The 14,537-nt window shown below is 37.7% G+C and carries 18 protein-coding genes; 4 read left to right on the top strand and 14 right to left on the bottom strand.

The window, feature by feature from the left end:
- Nucleotides 1-3 precede the first annotated feature (3 nt).
- Both OLM56_RS14125 and OLM56_RS14120 read right to left on the bottom strand, forming a co-directional pair.
- Nucleotides 4-1,404: an anthranilate synthase component I family protein gene (locus tag OLM56_RS14125; RefSeq protein ID WP_264527440.1), complete on the bottom strand. Its 1,401-nt coding sequence runs from the start codon at nt 1,402-1,404 to the stop codon at nt 4-6.
- A 259-nt stretch (nt 1,405-1,663) separates the two neighbouring features.
- Nucleotides 1,664-2,176, bottom strand: coding sequence for a lipocalin family protein (locus tag OLM56_RS14120; protein ID WP_121374444.1), 513 nt, complete (start codon nt 2,174-2,176; stop codon nt 1,664-1,666).
- Nucleotides 2,177-2,459: 283 nt separating this feature from the next.
- On the opposite strand from OLM56_RS14120, the gene OLM56_RS14115 reads away from it, so the two are divergent.
- Nucleotides 2,460-3,158, top strand: a complete 699-nt coding sequence (locus tag OLM56_RS14115; protein ID WP_264527439.1) for an SRPBCC family protein — start codon at nt 2,460-2,462, stop codon at nt 3,156-3,158.
- Between the two features lie 247 nt (nt 3,159-3,405).
- On the top strand, nt 3,406-3,849 hold the full coding sequence (locus OLM56_RS14110) for a hypothetical protein (protein ID WP_121374442.1): 444 nt from the start codon (nt 3,406-3,408) through the stop codon (nt 3,847-3,849).
- 53 nt (nt 3,850-3,902) lie between these two features.
- Here the strand turns inward: OLM56_RS14110 and OLM56_RS14105 are convergent, their stop codons facing one another.
- The 4 genes from OLM56_RS14105 to OLM56_RS14090 are packed head-to-tail and all read right to left on the bottom strand — an operon-like array spanning nt 3,903 to nt 5,694.
- The gene (locus tag OLM56_RS14105) at nt 3,903-4,307 is read right to left on the bottom strand and encodes a VOC family protein (protein ID WP_121374441.1); all 405 of its coding nucleotides are present in this window, start codon (nt 4,305-4,307) and stop codon (nt 3,903-3,905) included.
- 19 nt (nt 4,308-4,326) lie between these two features.
- Nucleotides 4,327-4,749, bottom strand: coding sequence for a VOC family protein (locus tag OLM56_RS14100; RefSeq protein ID WP_121374440.1), 423 nt, complete (start codon nt 4,747-4,749; stop codon nt 4,327-4,329).
- 40 nt (nt 4,750-4,789) lie between these two features.
- Nucleotides 4,790-5,173 (bottom strand): VOC family protein, encoded by a 384-nt coding sequence (locus tag OLM56_RS14095; protein ID WP_264527438.1) that lies wholly within the window; start codon nt 5,171-5,173, stop codon nt 4,790-4,792.
- Between the two features lie 17 nt (nt 5,174-5,190).
- Nucleotides 5,191-5,694 (bottom strand): DinB family protein, encoded by a 504-nt coding sequence (locus OLM56_RS14090; protein ID WP_264527437.1) that lies wholly within the window; start codon nt 5,692-5,694, stop codon nt 5,191-5,193.
- A gap of 160 nt (nt 5,695-5,854) precedes the next feature.
- Between OLM56_RS14090 and OLM56_RS14085 the strand changes: the two genes are divergently transcribed.
- Complete coding sequence (locus OLM56_RS14085; RefSeq protein WP_121374437.1) at nt 5,855-6,817, top strand: GlxA family transcriptional regulator; 963 nt, start codon at nt 5,855-5,857, stop codon at nt 6,815-6,817.
- On the opposite strand, the gene OLM56_RS14080 is transcribed toward OLM56_RS14085, so the two are convergent.
- On the bottom strand, nt 6,818-8,827 hold the full coding sequence (locus OLM56_RS14080) for an ATP-binding protein (protein WP_264527436.1): 2,010 nt from the start codon (nt 8,825-8,827) through the stop codon (nt 6,818-6,820). It lies immediately after the preceding gene.
- Between the two features lie 140 nt (nt 8,828-8,967).
- On the opposite strand from OLM56_RS14080, the gene OLM56_RS14075 reads away from it, so the two are divergent.
- Nucleotides 8,968-9,870, top strand: a complete 903-nt coding sequence (locus tag OLM56_RS14075; protein WP_264527435.1) for a CorA family divalent cation transporter — start codon at nt 8,968-8,970, stop codon at nt 9,868-9,870.
- A 51-nt stretch (nt 9,871-9,921) separates the two neighbouring features.
- On the opposite strand, the gene OLM56_RS14070 is transcribed toward OLM56_RS14075, so the two are convergent.
- From OLM56_RS14070 to OLM56_RS14040, 7 genes are all read right to left on the bottom strand, one after another.
- Nucleotides 9,922-10,137 (bottom strand): hypothetical protein, encoded by a 216-nt coding sequence (locus OLM56_RS14070; protein WP_264527434.1) that lies wholly within the window; start codon nt 10,135-10,137, stop codon nt 9,922-9,924.
- Nucleotides 10,138-10,234: 97 nt separating this feature from the next.
- On the bottom strand, nt 10,235-11,263 hold the full coding sequence (locus OLM56_RS14065) for a serine hydrolase domain-containing protein (RefSeq protein WP_264527433.1): 1,029 nt from the start codon (nt 11,261-11,263) through the stop codon (nt 10,235-10,237).
- 6 nt (nt 11,264-11,269) lie between these two features.
- A complete protein-coding gene (locus OLM56_RS14060) occupies nt 11,270-11,740 on the bottom strand; it encodes a DinB family protein (protein WP_264527432.1) in 471 nt (156 codons plus the stop codon).
- Between the two features lie 11 nt (nt 11,741-11,751).
- A complete protein-coding gene (locus OLM56_RS14055) occupies nt 11,752-12,189 on the bottom strand; it encodes a DUF1801 domain-containing protein (RefSeq protein ID WP_264527431.1) in 438 nt (145 codons plus the stop codon).
- An 84-nt stretch (nt 12,190-12,273) separates the two neighbouring features.
- Nucleotides 12,274-13,209, bottom strand: coding sequence for a hypothetical protein (locus OLM56_RS14050; protein ID WP_264527430.1), 936 nt, complete (start codon nt 13,207-13,209; stop codon nt 12,274-12,276).
- 86 nt (nt 13,210-13,295) lie between these two features.
- Nucleotides 13,296-13,850: a helix-turn-helix domain-containing protein gene (locus OLM56_RS14045; protein ID WP_264527429.1), complete on the bottom strand. Its 555-nt coding sequence runs from the start codon at nt 13,848-13,850 to the stop codon at nt 13,296-13,298.
- 14 nt (nt 13,851-13,864) lie between these two features.
- A complete protein-coding gene (locus OLM56_RS14040) occupies nt 13,865-14,527 on the bottom strand; it encodes a DUF6624 domain-containing protein (RefSeq protein WP_264527428.1) in 663 nt (220 codons plus the stop codon).
- Between the last annotated feature and the right edge of the window lie 10 nt (nt 14,528-14,537).

Genomic DNA, 14,537 nt, shown 5'->3' with positions numbered 1-14,537 from the left:
TTTTTAGATGTTTTCGGCCAGATCCAATGCTTTGGTCAGCGCTCCCAATTTGTTATATACTTCCTGCATTTCGCTTTCTTCGTCGGAACTTTCCACGATTCCGGCTCCTGCTTGATAATGGAGCTGATGGTCTTTGCTCAAGAAAGTGCGTATCATGATGGCATGGTTAAAATTGCCTTTAAAATCCATAAATCCAATGGCTCCGCCGTAAAATCCGCGGTTCGTTTTTTCAATTTTCTCAATAAGCTGGAGGGCTTTGTGCTTTGGAGCGCCGCTTAAGGTACCGGCTGGAAAAGTGCTGGCTACCAAACTCATGGTGCTTGATTTTTCTTTTACTATTCCAGTTACTTTTGAAACGAGATGGATGACGTGGGAGAAGAATTGTACTTCCTTGTACTTTTCTACTTGAACGCTGTGGCAATTTCGGCTCAAGTCATTTCGGGCAAGATCGACAAGCATGACATGTTCGCTGTTTTCTTTTTTGTCTTCTGAAAGTTTTTTGGCTAGGACGGCATCTTGTTCATCATTTCCGGTTCTTTTGAAAGTTCCCGCAATGGGATGGATTTCGGCCTTGCGGTTTTTGACGATTAATTGTGCTTCTGGGGACGAGCCGAAGATTTTGAAATTGCCATAGTCAAAAAAGAAGAGATAGGGTGAAGGATTGATGTTTCTCAAAGCTCTATAGACATTAAATTCGTCGCCTTTGAAATTTTGCGTAAAGCATCGTGACAGTACTAGCTGAAATACATCGCCGCGATGGCAATGTTTTTTTGCCAACGCTACGTTTTCCTTAAACGCATTGTCGGTCAGGTTTGAAGAGAATTTTCCTTGCTTGGAAAAAGAATAGGAAGCAAAATTCTTGGCCAACAACAGCTGTTCGATTTCGGCAATATTGTCTTTGCCGTCCAGACTGTGGCAAAAGATATAAGCTTCATTTTTGTAATGATTGATGGCGATGATGTTTTGGTAGACAGCATAATAGATATCTGGGATTTCCTGACTGTCTGGCTTTGGACTGATCGTAATCTTTTCGAAATAACGCAAGGCATCGTATCCGATATAACCAAACAAGCCGCTATTGATGAACTTGAAGTTGTTTTTTTCTTCTTCAAACTGTGAAGCAAATTCTTGGATTGCCTGAGCAACTTCGGTTGTGTTCTCGATTTCTATTTCGTGAGAGCTTCCGTCGGGATACGTCTTAAGAATCTTATTGCCTGCTATTTTTATAGCCGCAATAGGATTGCAGCAGATATATGAAAAGCTATTGTCACCGCCATGGTAATCGCTGCTTTCTAATAAAAGGCTGTTCGGAAATTTATCTCTTATTTTCAGATAAACGCTTACTGGCGTTATGGTGTCAGCCAGGATTTGCTTGTGTTTTGAGTGTAATTTATACATTTTCATACGTTCAGTTTTGGGAATAAAAAAAGGCTTGTCGTGATGACAAGCCTTAAATATTTGGATTTAAAAAATACAGATAGCAGGATTCGCTCACGAAGTTCGACGTAAGTTATTCCACCACCAAGTATTGTTTAAAATGCAGTTCATGTGAATGATTATTGTGGCAAATGTATAAATGTTTTTTAATACGGCCTATAATTTGGCTTAAATTTAAAAAAGAACTGCTTCCGTAATGGAAGCAGTTCTAATTTTTTTTGGAATATTATTGTTTGGAAAATACCAGCTCAACACTACCCGCTCTATTATAAGGCACGCCCTCGGCATTCCTGTCAGGATAGGTTGTCAAGACTGTCGTTTGTGTCAACGTACGGCCATTGTTGGATCTCGTAAAATTCAGGGTTACGTCGCTACCGTCTTCTTGTTCATACGTAATAGTAATGACATTGTTTGCGACTGTCCATGTTCCTGTAACATCATTTTCTGCACAAATTGCTACACCAGTATTCGTGTCAATCAAGATATAATCGATTTCATACGTAAACGTATTATCGGAGTTAAAATCGATTTTTCTGCCATCATAGCAATTGCTTTCGTCCATTTGATTTGTGGATTCTGTTCCATTTTCGTCAAAGTCGGTTGCAGCCCCCGTGTTGAACTCTGTCAAGTTATAGACTCCTTCGATAGCTCCTGAATCATTGTTTGAAGTGTCGTCATCTGAACAAGCTCCGAAGCTGATAGCTAAAATTGCTAGAGCTAAAAATTTTCCTTTTTTCATAACATGTGTTTTTAAGATTGGTTAATTGTAACAGTTTTTACAAATTTGATGATTTTGTATTGTTAATTATTTATACTATTGCTAATAAAATTTATATAATTTTCAATTTATGTTAATAAATGTTAATTATTTAAGAAATTAACCGCTAAAATTTTAAAAATCAGAAGTGTAGGGCGATTAAAGAAAATGCTACGTTAAAACTTGGTTAAATGCTGATTGGAAATAAACATAAATTGAATTATTAGCTCTAAATTTATGTGTAAAGAAGTATAAATTATTGAAAATGAAACCACAAGAAATACTTTCTCACTTATCTAATTTGGAAACGAATATGGGAACAACCGAAAGAGTTGTTTCTGTTTTGTCAGGTTCTGTCTTACTTTACGATGCCATTGCGAAAAAACCCAAAAGCATGCCTGGAGCTCTATTGGCAGGATTTATGATTTTTAGAGGTGCCACGGGATACTGTCCTGGCTATGATACCTTAAAAACTAAAGCAAAAGTTGAAAAGACTCCGATTATCAACATCAAGATTCAGATGACTATTGATAGGCCCGTTTCTCAGGTGTATCCGTTTTGGCGCGATTTGGAAAACCTGCCTTTATTTATGGAGCATCTTGAAAGCGTAGTACTCTTAGATGAAGAAACTTCGGAATGGAAAGTAAAGATTCCGGGAAATATAGGGCATCTTACATGGAAAGCCGCGATTATTAAAGATGAAGAAAATAGGGAAATTAGCTGGCGTTCGTTTTCGGATTCTATTATCCACAATATAGGGAAAGTCCAATTCTATGATAATGGAAGATCAGGCACAAAAATGCAAGTCATGATTTCGTATCAGGTTCCGCTTGGAAAAATAGGAGAGACGGCAGCCAAGGTATTGAATCCTATTTTTGAAAATATGATAGAAAATGATATCAAAAGGTTTAAAGACTATATTGAGAACCAGCAACCTCGCGACTTGCTTCCAGCATCCTTTTAATAAAAATCCCCATCATGAAAATGATGGGGATTCCAAAACAAATAATAAACCTCAAAAAATAAATACAAATCAAGAGTTCTTGAATTGAAATTTTAGATGATTTTTATTATCGGCTATTTAATAGATTTTCCAATTCTTATTAATCCAAAGTTACGATTGCAAAACCTAAAATCGATTATATAATTATCCTTAAGTTTTATATAAAAATTGTAAAAAGATCATAACAAACTTTACTAAATTATTTCAAATGGAACTTCTAAAAATCTGCGTTGCCGCTTTTGTGGCTACACACATCACATTATTATTCAGCCAGTATGTTTCGGAACGGTTCGGCCAAATTTTTAAGGAACCTTTGGTGTTAGGCCTTATCTTGTCAAGGATAGGAAGCAATGTTACTCCTGAGCGCAAGAAAGTTTGGGAACAAGGTTTCCGTTATCTGTCCGGACTTTTTATCGTCTTGTGCTATCATTATATTTGGACGCATACGGATATTGATCCTACTTGGTTTAGCGGCCTTATTTTTGGAATTATCACAGGCCTTGCGGCCGTCGGCTGCTGGTATTTTCTTTTTAAGTTTTCTGTAGTTTCCAAAGTGCGTTTTAAAGAATATTACCTGCCACTTTTTGCGACTTACATTTTGTTTGCTTTGTCGGTTATTGTTATTTATAGGCTGTTTGGCCTTTTCCAATAAAAAAAAAACACGGCTTTTGGCCGTGTCTGATTGGTCTTAAATAGGTTGCTTGCTTATTGCGGCATGGCGCTTTCGTCCATATACGCTATTTCCCAAAGATGTCCGTCTAGGTCTTGGAAACCGTGGCCGTACATCCAGCCATGATCCTGTTTGTCATTTGGTGCAGAACCGCCTGCTGCTATTGCTTTCTTTACCATATCATCTACTGCTTCGCGGCTTTCTGCGGAAAGGCAGATGATAGATTCTGTATATTTAGAAGTATCACAGATTTCTTTTTTGGTGAAATTCAAGAAAAAAGGCTCGGTTACCAACATTACGAAAATAGTGTCGCTGATAATCATGCAGGTCGCATTTTCATCGGTAAACTGCAGGTTAAAAGTATAACCTAGCTTTGTGAAAAATTCAATGGATTTGTTCAAGTTTTTTACGGGAAGGTTTACAAAAATTTGTGTTGCCATAGTTCTCTTTTTTTATTTATTACTTTTTCTCATACTCATAATTGATCATCCATTGGATGCCAAATTTGTCGGTAAACATGCCATATAAGGCACCCCAGAACATATCGTCTAGCGGCATTTGGATTTTGCCTCCTTCAGAAAGTTTTGCAAACAAGTCTCTCGTCTGCTGTTCAGAGTCGGTATTGATTGAAATGGACATACTGGTTCCGTTTTTGACTTGTTCCATCGTTTCTGGGACATCCGTTCCCATAAGCATATTACCACCAATTGGAAGGGCGATATGCATGATTTTGTTTTTATCTGTCTCAGGCATTTCTTCGCATCCAGGAGTATCTCCAAATCTCATTATTACTGCGAAGTCGCCGCCAAAAGCTGCCTTGTAGAAATTAAAGGCATCTTCTGTGTTGCCATTAAAATTTAAATACGTGTTAATCGTTGCCATTTTGATTTAATTTAATTGTTCGTAATTGATTGAAATTGTTTTATTCTTCTAATACTGAAAGTATATTTCCTGCCGGGTCTTTGAACCAAGCAATCAACGGACCGCCGCCTCTAAAGATTCCCTTTTCATCGGTTGGCGTGCCGTCAACAACATAGTGTTCGAATTGTATGCCTTTTTTAGAAAGTTCATTCACTGCTTTTTCTATATCAGGCACTGGAAAATTAAGAATCGTAAATGTGGCGGGCTCGTGATTTTCTTTCTGATAAATTAGTATCGAAGTGCCGCCCGTTATTTTTAGCGTTATTATTCCTTCCATTTCTGGATCTTCTTCTACTTCCAATCCTAAGATCTCGCCATAAAATTTTTTGGCTTTTTTACTGTCATCGACAGAGAAGCCGCTGAATGCTTTGCTTTTATGTAACATGCTATTGTTTTAAAGGTTTACATATCATCATATCGTAAAGCATCATAGCCTAAAAGTCTTCTCCATAGTGCTATCTGGCCTATGCAGTTTGCTTCGCGGTAGATAACGAAAGTGATTAGTTCGTAATGAGACATTACCATTCCTGGCATCATTTCAAATTTTTCATCTAGCTTTTCATCAGTTACTTTAGACAATAGCTCCTGCACTATTGGACTGATTTTGTTCCAGTCGTGTAAGAATTGCGATAAAGGCGGATATTGTACATTGTCTTGTATGCCTTTTCCATCCTTAAATAAGTTCTCTGCTTGTTGCTTTTCTGTATAGCCTAATAGGTTTGCGACTTCGTAGCGTTGCTGTACCAAGCTTCCTGCCAGCCAAGCAATGTGGTTGGCTTTGGTGTCTAGTCTTTTATGTGCATCTTCATCCGAAATTTTCTCTAAGGCTCTCTCGAAAAAAAGCGTCTGCATGTCGTATAAGACAAGCAAAGAAAACATCCTGCTACTTGTGGGCTTGATTTTCATATTGATATTTTTTAGTATTAAAAATTGAATTAAATTCCTTCTTTTATAAGGTTTGATAAAATTAATTCAAAAAATAAGCATAAAAGGTGTGGGTTAAAGTCATTATGAGGGGGGATTTAAGACAAAATATTTTATATTTGTTGTTCCTAAAAAATTAGCTATGAAACTAGGTATTTTGCTTACACAAGAACACAGGCTTTTGAGCGTTGCAGCGATGCTAGACGTCTTTGAGACCGTCAACAGATTTTATCTGCAAGACAATCTTCAGCCTTATTTTGACATCAGCCTTCTGCATATGGAAGAGGTGGCACAGACGTATTCTGAATATAACTTGCGGCAGCCGGATTCAGATACAGTATATGATATTTTGCTCATTCCGGCATTCAAGCAGGATATTATTCCGAGAGCCGTTACCTTGAACCGGCATTGGATTGTCTGGTTGCGAGAGCAGTATGAAAAAGGAGCCTCGATAGCCAGTTTCTGCACGGGCGCTTTTCTTTTGGCTTCTACAGGCTTACTGGATAACAAGCCTGCAACAACCCACATCAATGCAGAATATGCTTTTGCGAATGCCTTTCCGGCGGTTGACCTGAAAGTAGATGCCGTGGTTACCGAAGAAGATAGAGTGTACACAAGCGGAGGCGCTACGAATAGTTTTCACTTGATGATGCGTCTTATCGAAAACTTCTGCAGCAGAAAGATGGCTGTGAAAACCGCCAAGATATTTTCTATCGATCTTGACAGAAACCAGCAGACCTATTTCGGGACTTTTACTCCAGCCGAAGACCATGGCGATGATCTGGTGAAGCAGGCGCAAGATGTCATCAAGAAAAATTTTAGAGAGGCAAATACAATTGAAGAAATTATTACGGATGTTCCAGCCAGTAGGAGAAATTTGGTAAGGCGATTCAAGCAGGTGACAGGCATTACGCCGATTGAATACCTGCAGAAGACCAGAATAGAGGCTGCAAAGCAGATGCTAGAACATTCAAGGCAGAGCGTTATGGAAGTAATGTTTGAGTCGGGCTACAACGATTTGAAATCATTCCGAAGCCTATTCAAGAAAAATGTGGGAATGACCCCGACGGCTTATAGAGAAAAGTTCAACAATCTTGTTGCCTGATTATTTTACGGGAAGGTATACTAAAAATTGTGCCCCAACACCAGGCGTGCCTATGGCTTTAATAAACCCGTCGTGCTTTTGAACAATCTTTTTGCATATGGCAAGGCCGATTCCAGTCCCTTCATAGTCGGTTTTGCCATGCAACCTTTTAAATAGCTCGAAGATTTTTTCTTCGTATTCTTGCTGGAATCCGATTCCGTTGTCTTCAATATTTATTTTCCAGAATTGTTTTCCGGCAAATTCTTCTAAAGAAACTATTTCAGCATTTATCTTTATGATGGGGTCAATATCTTCTCGGCTGTATTTTATGCCGTTAGAAATTAAATTAGTCAAAAGCTGCTGAAACTGAATGGGAATTACAGGAAGCGTAGGCAATTTGGCTACTTCAATGCGGGCATTCCTTTTCTCAATAATATCGATCATGTTGTTTTTTATCTCGTCAATTACGACATTCAGATCGGTAGGAACTAAATGAATCTCAGAAGCATCCATGCTTGAATAGTTGAGCAATGATTCGATTAAGTTCTGCATACGATTCGCCGCATTCGTGATGCTTTGGAAATAGCCAAGCGAAGACTCGCTGAAATTAGACTTTTCACGAAAGAGGATACGGCTGGCAAATAGCTGTATTTTACGGAGCGGCTCTTGTAAGTCATGAGAAGAAATATAAGCAAAGGAAGCCAGTTCGATATTCTGTCTTTCCAGTTCCTTGTTTTTCATCTCCAAAAGCTTTTCATTCTGGAGGCGCTCAAATTCCATTTCGCTTCTCTTGGCAGCTATTTTCAACAGTGATTCGATATACGATATGTCACTTATTTCGGTTTGGTGCAGCACAGCTATTAGGCCGATTATTTTTCCCGACGAACTAACTAATGGATGGGCAATATAACCTTCGGCATTTAGCTCAGCCAGCGTCCTGCTATCAGGAAAGAGTTTTTGGCTATTGTTAGGATAATGCGTGTTGTTTCCTTTAATGACTTCTTCACAAGGACCCCCTTTTAAGAGGTATTTGAAATTATCTGTAACCTTTCCAAAAGCTATTACAGAAACGCTTTTGATACACTCTTCTCCCGATTCTTCGGTAATGACTTCGCCAAGAAGCACATAGTCCATCTTTGTCTTAGCCGCTATTTCAAGTAGTAGGGAGTTGAAAAAATCCTGACCGCTTCCATAGGAGTAAAAGCTTTCCGAAAATTCCGTAAGCAGTTGCTGTTCGAGCTCCTTGTTCTTATTTAAAAGAAGCGTATTGATGGCTTCGATTTCTAGGGCAGCAGTTTTTTCCTGAGTTATATTTTTTGAGGTTACGGCAACAGAATTGCCTACTTTTTCGATCGTGGCATTGAACCATATAGTAGTATTGTTATGCTCAACAGAAATTTCGTAACTATCAGGAATTCCCGTTTCCATACAAGCGGCCATTCTTTCAAAGATTCCGTTTTCGAAGATTCCAGGATAGACTTCTCGGCATGTCTTTCCGATTACTTGTCCTGGCTCAAGTCCGAAGTTTCTGGGTACTTCTGGATTCGTATACGAAATCTTGAAGTCGCCAATCGTGCCGTCTTTTTGATATACGGCTTCATAGCTTGCAATTCCATAGTTTGTAGAATTTAGCACAGATTGGAGAAACGACTGCAGTTGTTCGGCCTCGCTGCTGATATCATTCACGGCCAAAAGAAGGAATGTTTCTTCTGGCAATTCGATGGAATCAATATTCAGCAGTAATTTGCTGTTCTCTGAATTTTTGGCATACCGGAGTTCGTAATTTTGGATAGTTCCTTTTGTTTCCAGAGTTTCTAAAAGAAGCTTGGACAGGGTAGGAATATCAAAAGCGTCATGTCTTATTTCCAGAAAAGACCTTCTCCCGTCGCTATCAGGCTCTGACAAGCTAAATTTGTTATTGAACGCAACATTGGAATATACTACTTTTAACGCCTTATCAAGCAAAAGCATAGGCTCGTGTGCCGATGCTATGATTTTTTCGATAGCAGAATAGTTTTTGGATGCCGGCATAGTAATGTCAGAGTTAGAGGGTACAACAAAGTTAAGAAAATCTTAAATTCATAAGCAGAAGAATGCAAAAATTTTGCTATTCTTTCAGAATATGTTCCCAAATATTACCTTAAATTTGAGATAATTAAAAGAATAAGGCTATGGCTGTAGAAACCTGCAAATTTTCAGATACGGATATTGTCTGGACCGATATTACAAATCCAACAAAAGAAGAGCTCGAAAAAGTCAGCGAAATATATGATTTAAATCCTTATACTTTGATGGACAGTCTTGATCCAGACCATCTTCCTAAATATGAAGAGCATAACAATACGCACTTTTTTATCGTTAGGATTTTGCAGCATTCTCATGAACACGAGCAGACAATCCGAGAGCTTAGCAGCAAGATTGCCGTTTTTTATAATTCTAATTTTATCATCACGATCCATCGGTCTGCCCAGCCGATCATGGAAGAAATACGCAAAACTTGTATGGATACGGGTAAACTAAAAACGACCGGTGGCATGGCAGTAAAGATTATTTGGGAAACTTTGCATTCGTACGAAGTTCCCGCAATACGGCTTTCGGAGAAGATAGATTACTATGAATCGAAAGTATTTCTCAAAAAAAATATTCCTGAAGACATGATTGAAGGGATGTATTACCTGAAAAGAAAAACGGGGCTCTGCAAGAAATTGCTGCTGTTGACGAATGAAGTCGTAAATTCGGTGAAAGTAGAAGAGAAGGATCTTCCGGCATTACAGGATGTCCGAGACTTGCATATCAAGCTGCTTACGCTTTACGGACAGGTGCAGGATGACGCAAATAATCTATTAAATATCTACCTTTCTTTATCTGCCCGAAAAACAAACGACGTGATGAAAATCCTGACTATTTTTTCTGTCTTTTTTATGCCCTTGACTTTTATTGCAGGTATTTATGGGATGAATTTTAAGTTTATGCCTGAGCTTGATGAAAAACTAGGATACCCGCTTGCGTTATTGGCCATGGTCATTGTTTCGGTAATTATTTTTATCTGGTTCAGGAGAAAAAAGTGGCTTTAACAAAAAAGGCGAAAGTATTACCTTCCGCCTCATAACTAAACTCAAATTTGTTTATGGTATTCCCATAGTTTCATTGTCCTTTCCAGTCTCTGGCTGTGATTCTTTTGGTTTAGGATCAATTGCGCTGTCGCGCTTGTTTTTTAGGCTGTCTCGGAAATCCTTATCATCATCCAATTTTTGCGTAGGAATCTCAGAAACATGAATATATTTTTCACCGGAAGCTTTGCCGTTGTCTGTCTTCACAGTGTTTTTTTTATTATCTTCCATAAAAGTTCTTATTGAAAGAAAATCAAATTTAGCAAGCTAGCGGATTTTTTGTGTTATATGATTCCTTCAAAAGATTATGAAATTGAAATATGCACGGTTATAGCTCGTTTTCAATCTCTTGCATAAATTGCTGTAGCGGAAAAGCATCACCTTGGTTTGTCAACACAATGATCACAGTTTTCTCATGAAGGTTTCTCCAAATGCAGGCTCTATAGCCGTTTAAGCCACCAGTGTGGCTAACTATTGTATGCCCTTCTTTTTCTTGTATGTTCCAGCCGAAACCATAATTTGAAATGCTTCCGTCATTTAATTTTGCCGGCTGATAAGCATTTTCCATTTCCTTTTTACTGAGCAGCTTTTGGCCGTAAAGTGCCTCTTCCCAAGCAAACAAATCTTTTGCAGTTGAAAAAATACTTCCGTCGCCAGTGGTCAGAATCGAATAATCATCAAGCTCTTTGTTTTTATTGTAACCTACCGCTCTGTTGGTAATGGTTGGTTTTGTAGTATCATAAACGATAGTTCTTTTTAGATTCAATGGATGAAAGACGGCTTCTTTTAAAAAATCGGCATACGATTTACCACTTATTTTTTCAATAATGGACGCTAAAATAATATAGCCTGTATTGCTGTATTCGAATTTATCTCCTGGCGAAAAGTTCAGGTTGTTTTTTGTGCCTAGCCATTGCATGACCTGTGTATTCGTAAGATTTTTTACGGGAGCCATTTCTTTTTCATAATCAGGAATTCCTGAAGTATGATTAAGCAATTGGCGGATGGTAATTTTTTGTGCAAATGGTGGCAGATCGGAAATGTATAGTGAAATAGGTTTTTCATACTCTAATTTATGCTGTTCCTTCAATTGCATGATAGCCAGCGCAGTAAACGGTTTAGCCAGCGATGCTATATAAAAAATGGTACTGTCATTTACTGGTTGTTTTGTTTGTAGGTCGCTATAGCCTAGAACGGTATCGAAAAGAATCTTTCCGTCTCTGGCGACTAAAAGCATTCCGTTAAAAGCTCCTTTTTTGTGATAGCTGCTTGCTATTTCTTTGATATTGCTTTCAGGAGTACTAGTGCAGGATGTAAATATAATTACTGCGAATGTCAAAAAGAAGAGGTGTTTCATATTCGTTTATTGTTCCGCTAAAATTAGTTTTTTTAAGATGACAACCTGGCCCAAATGATAGTGTGTATGCTCAATAATTCCGTGAATATTTCTGTAATAATTGCCATATTTTTCATCCGTAAAATGTTCCCAAAGTTTTTCTTCTGGCAATTGCTCGATCAAATCTGCAAAGTTTTCTGCATCTGCCCAAGTTTTGTCGAGCAGATTTTCCCAATCTGCTTGCGAAAGGATAGGAGGATGGTCAAAGCTGTATTTGTCTTTGGCTTCTAGCGAGTTTCCGTGCAGTACTTTTAAGACAGCACTGACGTAATAATTCATATGATAGACTAGGGCTGCAATCGTATTAAACGAATGGATTTTTGTTGTTGCCTGTTGCCAAGTTATGTCTTTCAGATTTTCTTTTAGGTTGGAGCAGGTCCAGTTGCCTCCAAAATGAATTTCTCTAAAGTGCTTTGCTATTTGCTGGGTCAAGTTCATGTTTTTTGATCTTACTTTTTGATTTTTGAAATTGTCTTACCAATTGCTTTTGAAGGCTTGTCCATATCATTGATTGCAAATTCTGCTGCTGATTTGATCAAATTCTTTACTTTTTCGTTTCTGTAATCAGCAATTGTTTTTATCGGAATGTGACGTATTAGATTTCCAGTTCCTGTCAGTAATTTATCTGAATCTTCGAGTAGGGTTCCTTTGTTGAAGCCTAGATTGAGATGATTTGTATAGATTGGAATCATGCAGAAAGCATCTAATAATTTTTCTGAAATCGAGAAGACCGAAGTCAGCGCATGCGTATGATACAGCAATTCATTGCTTTCAGGATAGAGTTCTAAGATTAATGCTCTTAGGTCCTGAAATAAATGAATTAACTCTGGCTCCTTACGTTCCAATAGATTTTGAAAATCTGGATGTAGGCTTCGGATGGCTTTCATTTGGTGTCTGAATTTTTAGTTCCCTAATACAGACGAAATTAAGAAAAAGAAAGACAGTAAAGAAAAAATCTATAAAAGTCTGGTTTAATAGATCGTAAATTTCTGTGTTTTACAATCCAGGAGTAGTATTTTGCCCATAAAAATTTTATTGCCTGCCATGCCTTCCATTCCGGAAGATTTCATTAGCATACGCTGTAAAAAAGAGGTTCCTTCAATATAAGTTACTTCCGACAAGGTAATGTTAGTATTGCCAATCCGGATTTTCTTATTTGCTTTTGCGGTATAAGTTGTCAGCTTATTACCCCAGGAATTTCCTTCTCCTTTAAGAATAGGCCCGCTATTCCTATATTTTTCCCAGCTTTTTTTGCTCGTAATCAATTCAAATGCGCTAGTTCCTGAATCATATATTATTTTGATTTTTTCGTTTTCTATTTCCGCAGGAAGCAGTATCCGTCTTTTTTTAAATTCAAAATCGGACCAATTGTATTTTTTGTGCTCGTTAGGAATAGATTCAGAAAAAGAGCAGTAGTTATCTTTAAAATCTAAAACAGTTATTCTTTTTTCCAGTAAATCAGTTCCCAAAGTTCCAATTATAATCGGCGAATCCGAATCGTTCCATCGTATTGAATCACCATATTCTAACATTTTGAATCGGTTTGAAGAAACTTCCATATTTCCTAATTCAAAACCTAGCTTTATAGGAGAAAGGCTGTCGGAAAAGTTAAATTTAGGTCCGTATTTTTGTTGGATTGATTTTAAAGGCGCTGTATAAAATAATGTTGTAGGCGAACCCAAATCTAATTGCATATAAAATTTTTCGGGAATGCCTTTTAGGCTTACAGGAAGGAGTAAGGCGGTCATTGAATCTTCCCATACGATAGGAATTCTGCTTGAAGAACCGCTAACAGTCAACGCATTTTTTTCGGGAGTAAATTTTTGATCAAAATAAAAGTGGCCAAATAGGGCGCCCATGACGATAATTGCAACTACAATAAGGGTGATTTTTTTTAAAAGTTTCATCGGATTTTTTTTGCAATACTCCGATGAAGAATTTGATTTTTCGCTTAGAAACTACCGCCAATTTTGCGCCATTTTTACGTCATGGCTTATAATATATTGTTTTTCAGTGAAATATAAAGTCTTTGGTTTTTGTTCAGTTCTATGCTATTTCTGATGATGATATAGGTATTCGTCAGCAAGGAAACCAATAAGACGACTAAAATGATAGGGATTTTTGTCGAAAGAAGTTTTTGCACAAATGGACTTATGATAAGCAGAAAAGAATTAATAATAGTCCATACTATTTGGAAGCCTATAATCTCACGTCCTATTTTTTTTGTTTCTGCTCCAGAATTTCTGAAGGTCAGAATTGAAGGAAATATAATATTCCCAAAAGGTAAAATTATAAAGGACAAAGCTGTTATGTTGATGAGCTTGGCTTTGTCTAGGCTCCAGTTTTCAGGAGCTTCAGCTTTGGGTATTTCTATAAGATCTTCTGGGGGAATGTCTAAAGATTTTGCCAGATTCTTTAGGGTAAATCCTTTGAGCGGACTACCTGATTCTATTCTTTGTATTGTTCGTAAGGATACTCCTGATTTTTCTGCAAGTTCCGATTGAGTCAGCTGTAATTTTTGTCGATAGATAGAAACCTTGTTTGTCATTCCTTGTCTTGAACTTAATCGATTTTGTTTTTCTTTTTAAAAAAGGTTTCCTCAATTGCAGGCAATTCCTTCTTATAATTTTCTACATCCCATTTCATGTCCATTTCTGCTAAATAAGCTTGTAGATTTGGTAAACCTACTTCGGCTCTTCGCAGGTCTACGTTATCGGGATCTTCGAGCGGAGCGACAAAGCTCTCATTAGTCTTCATGTTCCAGCTGATCTGGCTCCCATAAATTTGTTTTTTTCCTTGTTTTAAAGCGACTCTATCTTCTAAGAGAGCGAGCGAACTTGCTCTGGCATTTCCTTTTTTTACAGCTTCTCTCATCATTGGCAAGTATTTTATCTGTGCAGGAAGTTCCGCATGCTGTATGACCATAAACAAAGTCGTATTGGCTTGGCTGCCGATTTTATCAGAACCCAGCCAGCCATGTTTATTGATTATAGCTTCGACTTGAATCAGATTCAGTGAATCGGTCGTTTTCATGTTTTTAAACAATGCTTTTGATTCTTTTGAATCACTTCCGAAACGTGCTATTGTTTCTTCCATCTGGTTTCGATAGCGCTGGTCAAGCTCATCAATATCCAGCAACTGCTTGGTAATAGTATTAAAGGTGGCGTCTTGTCCGAAGGCAATTGAACAGGCCATAAAAAAGAAGATAAACAGCTTGTGTTTCATAAATAATTCT

The sequence above is a fragment of the Flavobacterium sp. N2550 genome, assembly GCF_025947265.1.
Lineage (GTDB): Bacteria > Bacteroidota > Bacteroidia > Flavobacteriales > Flavobacteriaceae > Flavobacterium > Flavobacterium endophyticum.
Note: the sequence above shows the minus strand (reverse complement) of the source record. Positions and strands in the feature narration are given on the sequence as shown.

What these genes read in the sequence shown, in the direction of transcription:
- OLM56_RS14070 (WP_264527434.1), bottom strand. Translation starts at nt 10,137, where the DNA reads ATGGAAGATAATAAAAAAAACACTGTGAAGACAGACAACGGCAAAGCT.
- OLM56_RS14085 (WP_121374437.1), top strand. Translation starts at nt 5,855, where the DNA reads ATGAAACTAGGTATTTTGCTTACACAAGAACACAGGCTTTTGAGCGTT.
- OLM56_RS14050 (WP_264527430.1), bottom strand. Translation starts at nt 13,209, where the DNA reads ATGAAACTTTTAAAAAAAATCACCCTTATTGTAGTTGCAATTATCGTC.
- OLM56_RS14105 (WP_121374441.1), bottom strand. Translation starts at nt 4,307, where the DNA reads ATGGCAACACAAATTTTTGTAAACCTTCCCGTAAAAAACTTGAACAAA.
- OLM56_RS14065 (WP_264527433.1), bottom strand. Translation starts at nt 11,263, where the DNA reads ATGAAACACCTCTTCTTTTTGACATTCGCAGTAATTATATTTACATCC.
- OLM56_RS14100 (WP_121374440.1), bottom strand. Translation starts at nt 4,749, where the DNA reads ATGGCAACGATTAACACGTATTTAAATTTTAATGGCAACACAGAAGAT.
- OLM56_RS14095 (WP_264527438.1), bottom strand. Translation starts at nt 5,173, where the DNA reads ATGTTACATAAAAGCAAAGCATTCAGCGGCTTCTCTGTCGATGACAGT.
- OLM56_RS14055 (WP_264527431.1), bottom strand. Translation starts at nt 12,189, where the DNA reads ATGAAAGCCATCCGAAGCCTACATCCAGATTTTCAAAATCTATTGGAA.
- OLM56_RS14045 (WP_264527429.1), bottom strand. Translation starts at nt 13,850, where the DNA reads ATGACAAACAAGGTTTCTATCTATCGACAAAAATTACAGCTGACTCAA.
- OLM56_RS14060 (WP_264527432.1), bottom strand. Translation starts at nt 11,740, where the DNA reads ATGAACTTGACCCAGCAAATAGCAAAGCACTTTAGAGAAATTCATTTT.
- OLM56_RS14115 (WP_264527439.1), top strand. Translation starts at nt 2,460, where the DNA reads ATGAAACCACAAGAAATACTTTCTCACTTATCTAATTTGGAAACGAAT.
- OLM56_RS14120 (WP_121374444.1), bottom strand. Translation starts at nt 2,176, where the DNA reads ATGAAAAAAGGAAAATTTTTAGCTCTAGCAATTTTAGCTATCAGCTTC.
- OLM56_RS14040 (WP_264527428.1), bottom strand. Translation starts at nt 14,527, where the DNA reads ATGAAACACAAGCTGTTTATCTTCTTTTTTATGGCCTGTTCAATTGCC.
- OLM56_RS14075 (WP_264527435.1), top strand. Translation starts at nt 8,968, where the DNA reads ATGGCTGTAGAAACCTGCAAATTTTCAGATACGGATATTGTCTGGACC.
- OLM56_RS14110 (WP_121374442.1), top strand. Translation starts at nt 3,406, where the DNA reads ATGGAACTTCTAAAAATCTGCGTTGCCGCTTTTGTGGCTACACACATC.
- OLM56_RS14080 (WP_264527436.1), bottom strand. Translation starts at nt 8,827, where the DNA reads ATGCCGGCATCCAAAAACTATTCTGCTATCGAAAAAATCATAGCATCG.
- OLM56_RS14125 (WP_264527440.1), bottom strand. Translation starts at nt 1,404, where the DNA reads ATGAAAATGTATAAATTACACTCAAAACACAAGCAAATCCTGGCTGAC.
- OLM56_RS14090 (WP_264527437.1), bottom strand. Translation starts at nt 5,694, where the DNA reads ATGAAAATCAAGCCCACAAGTAGCAGGATGTTTTCTTTGCTTGTCTTA.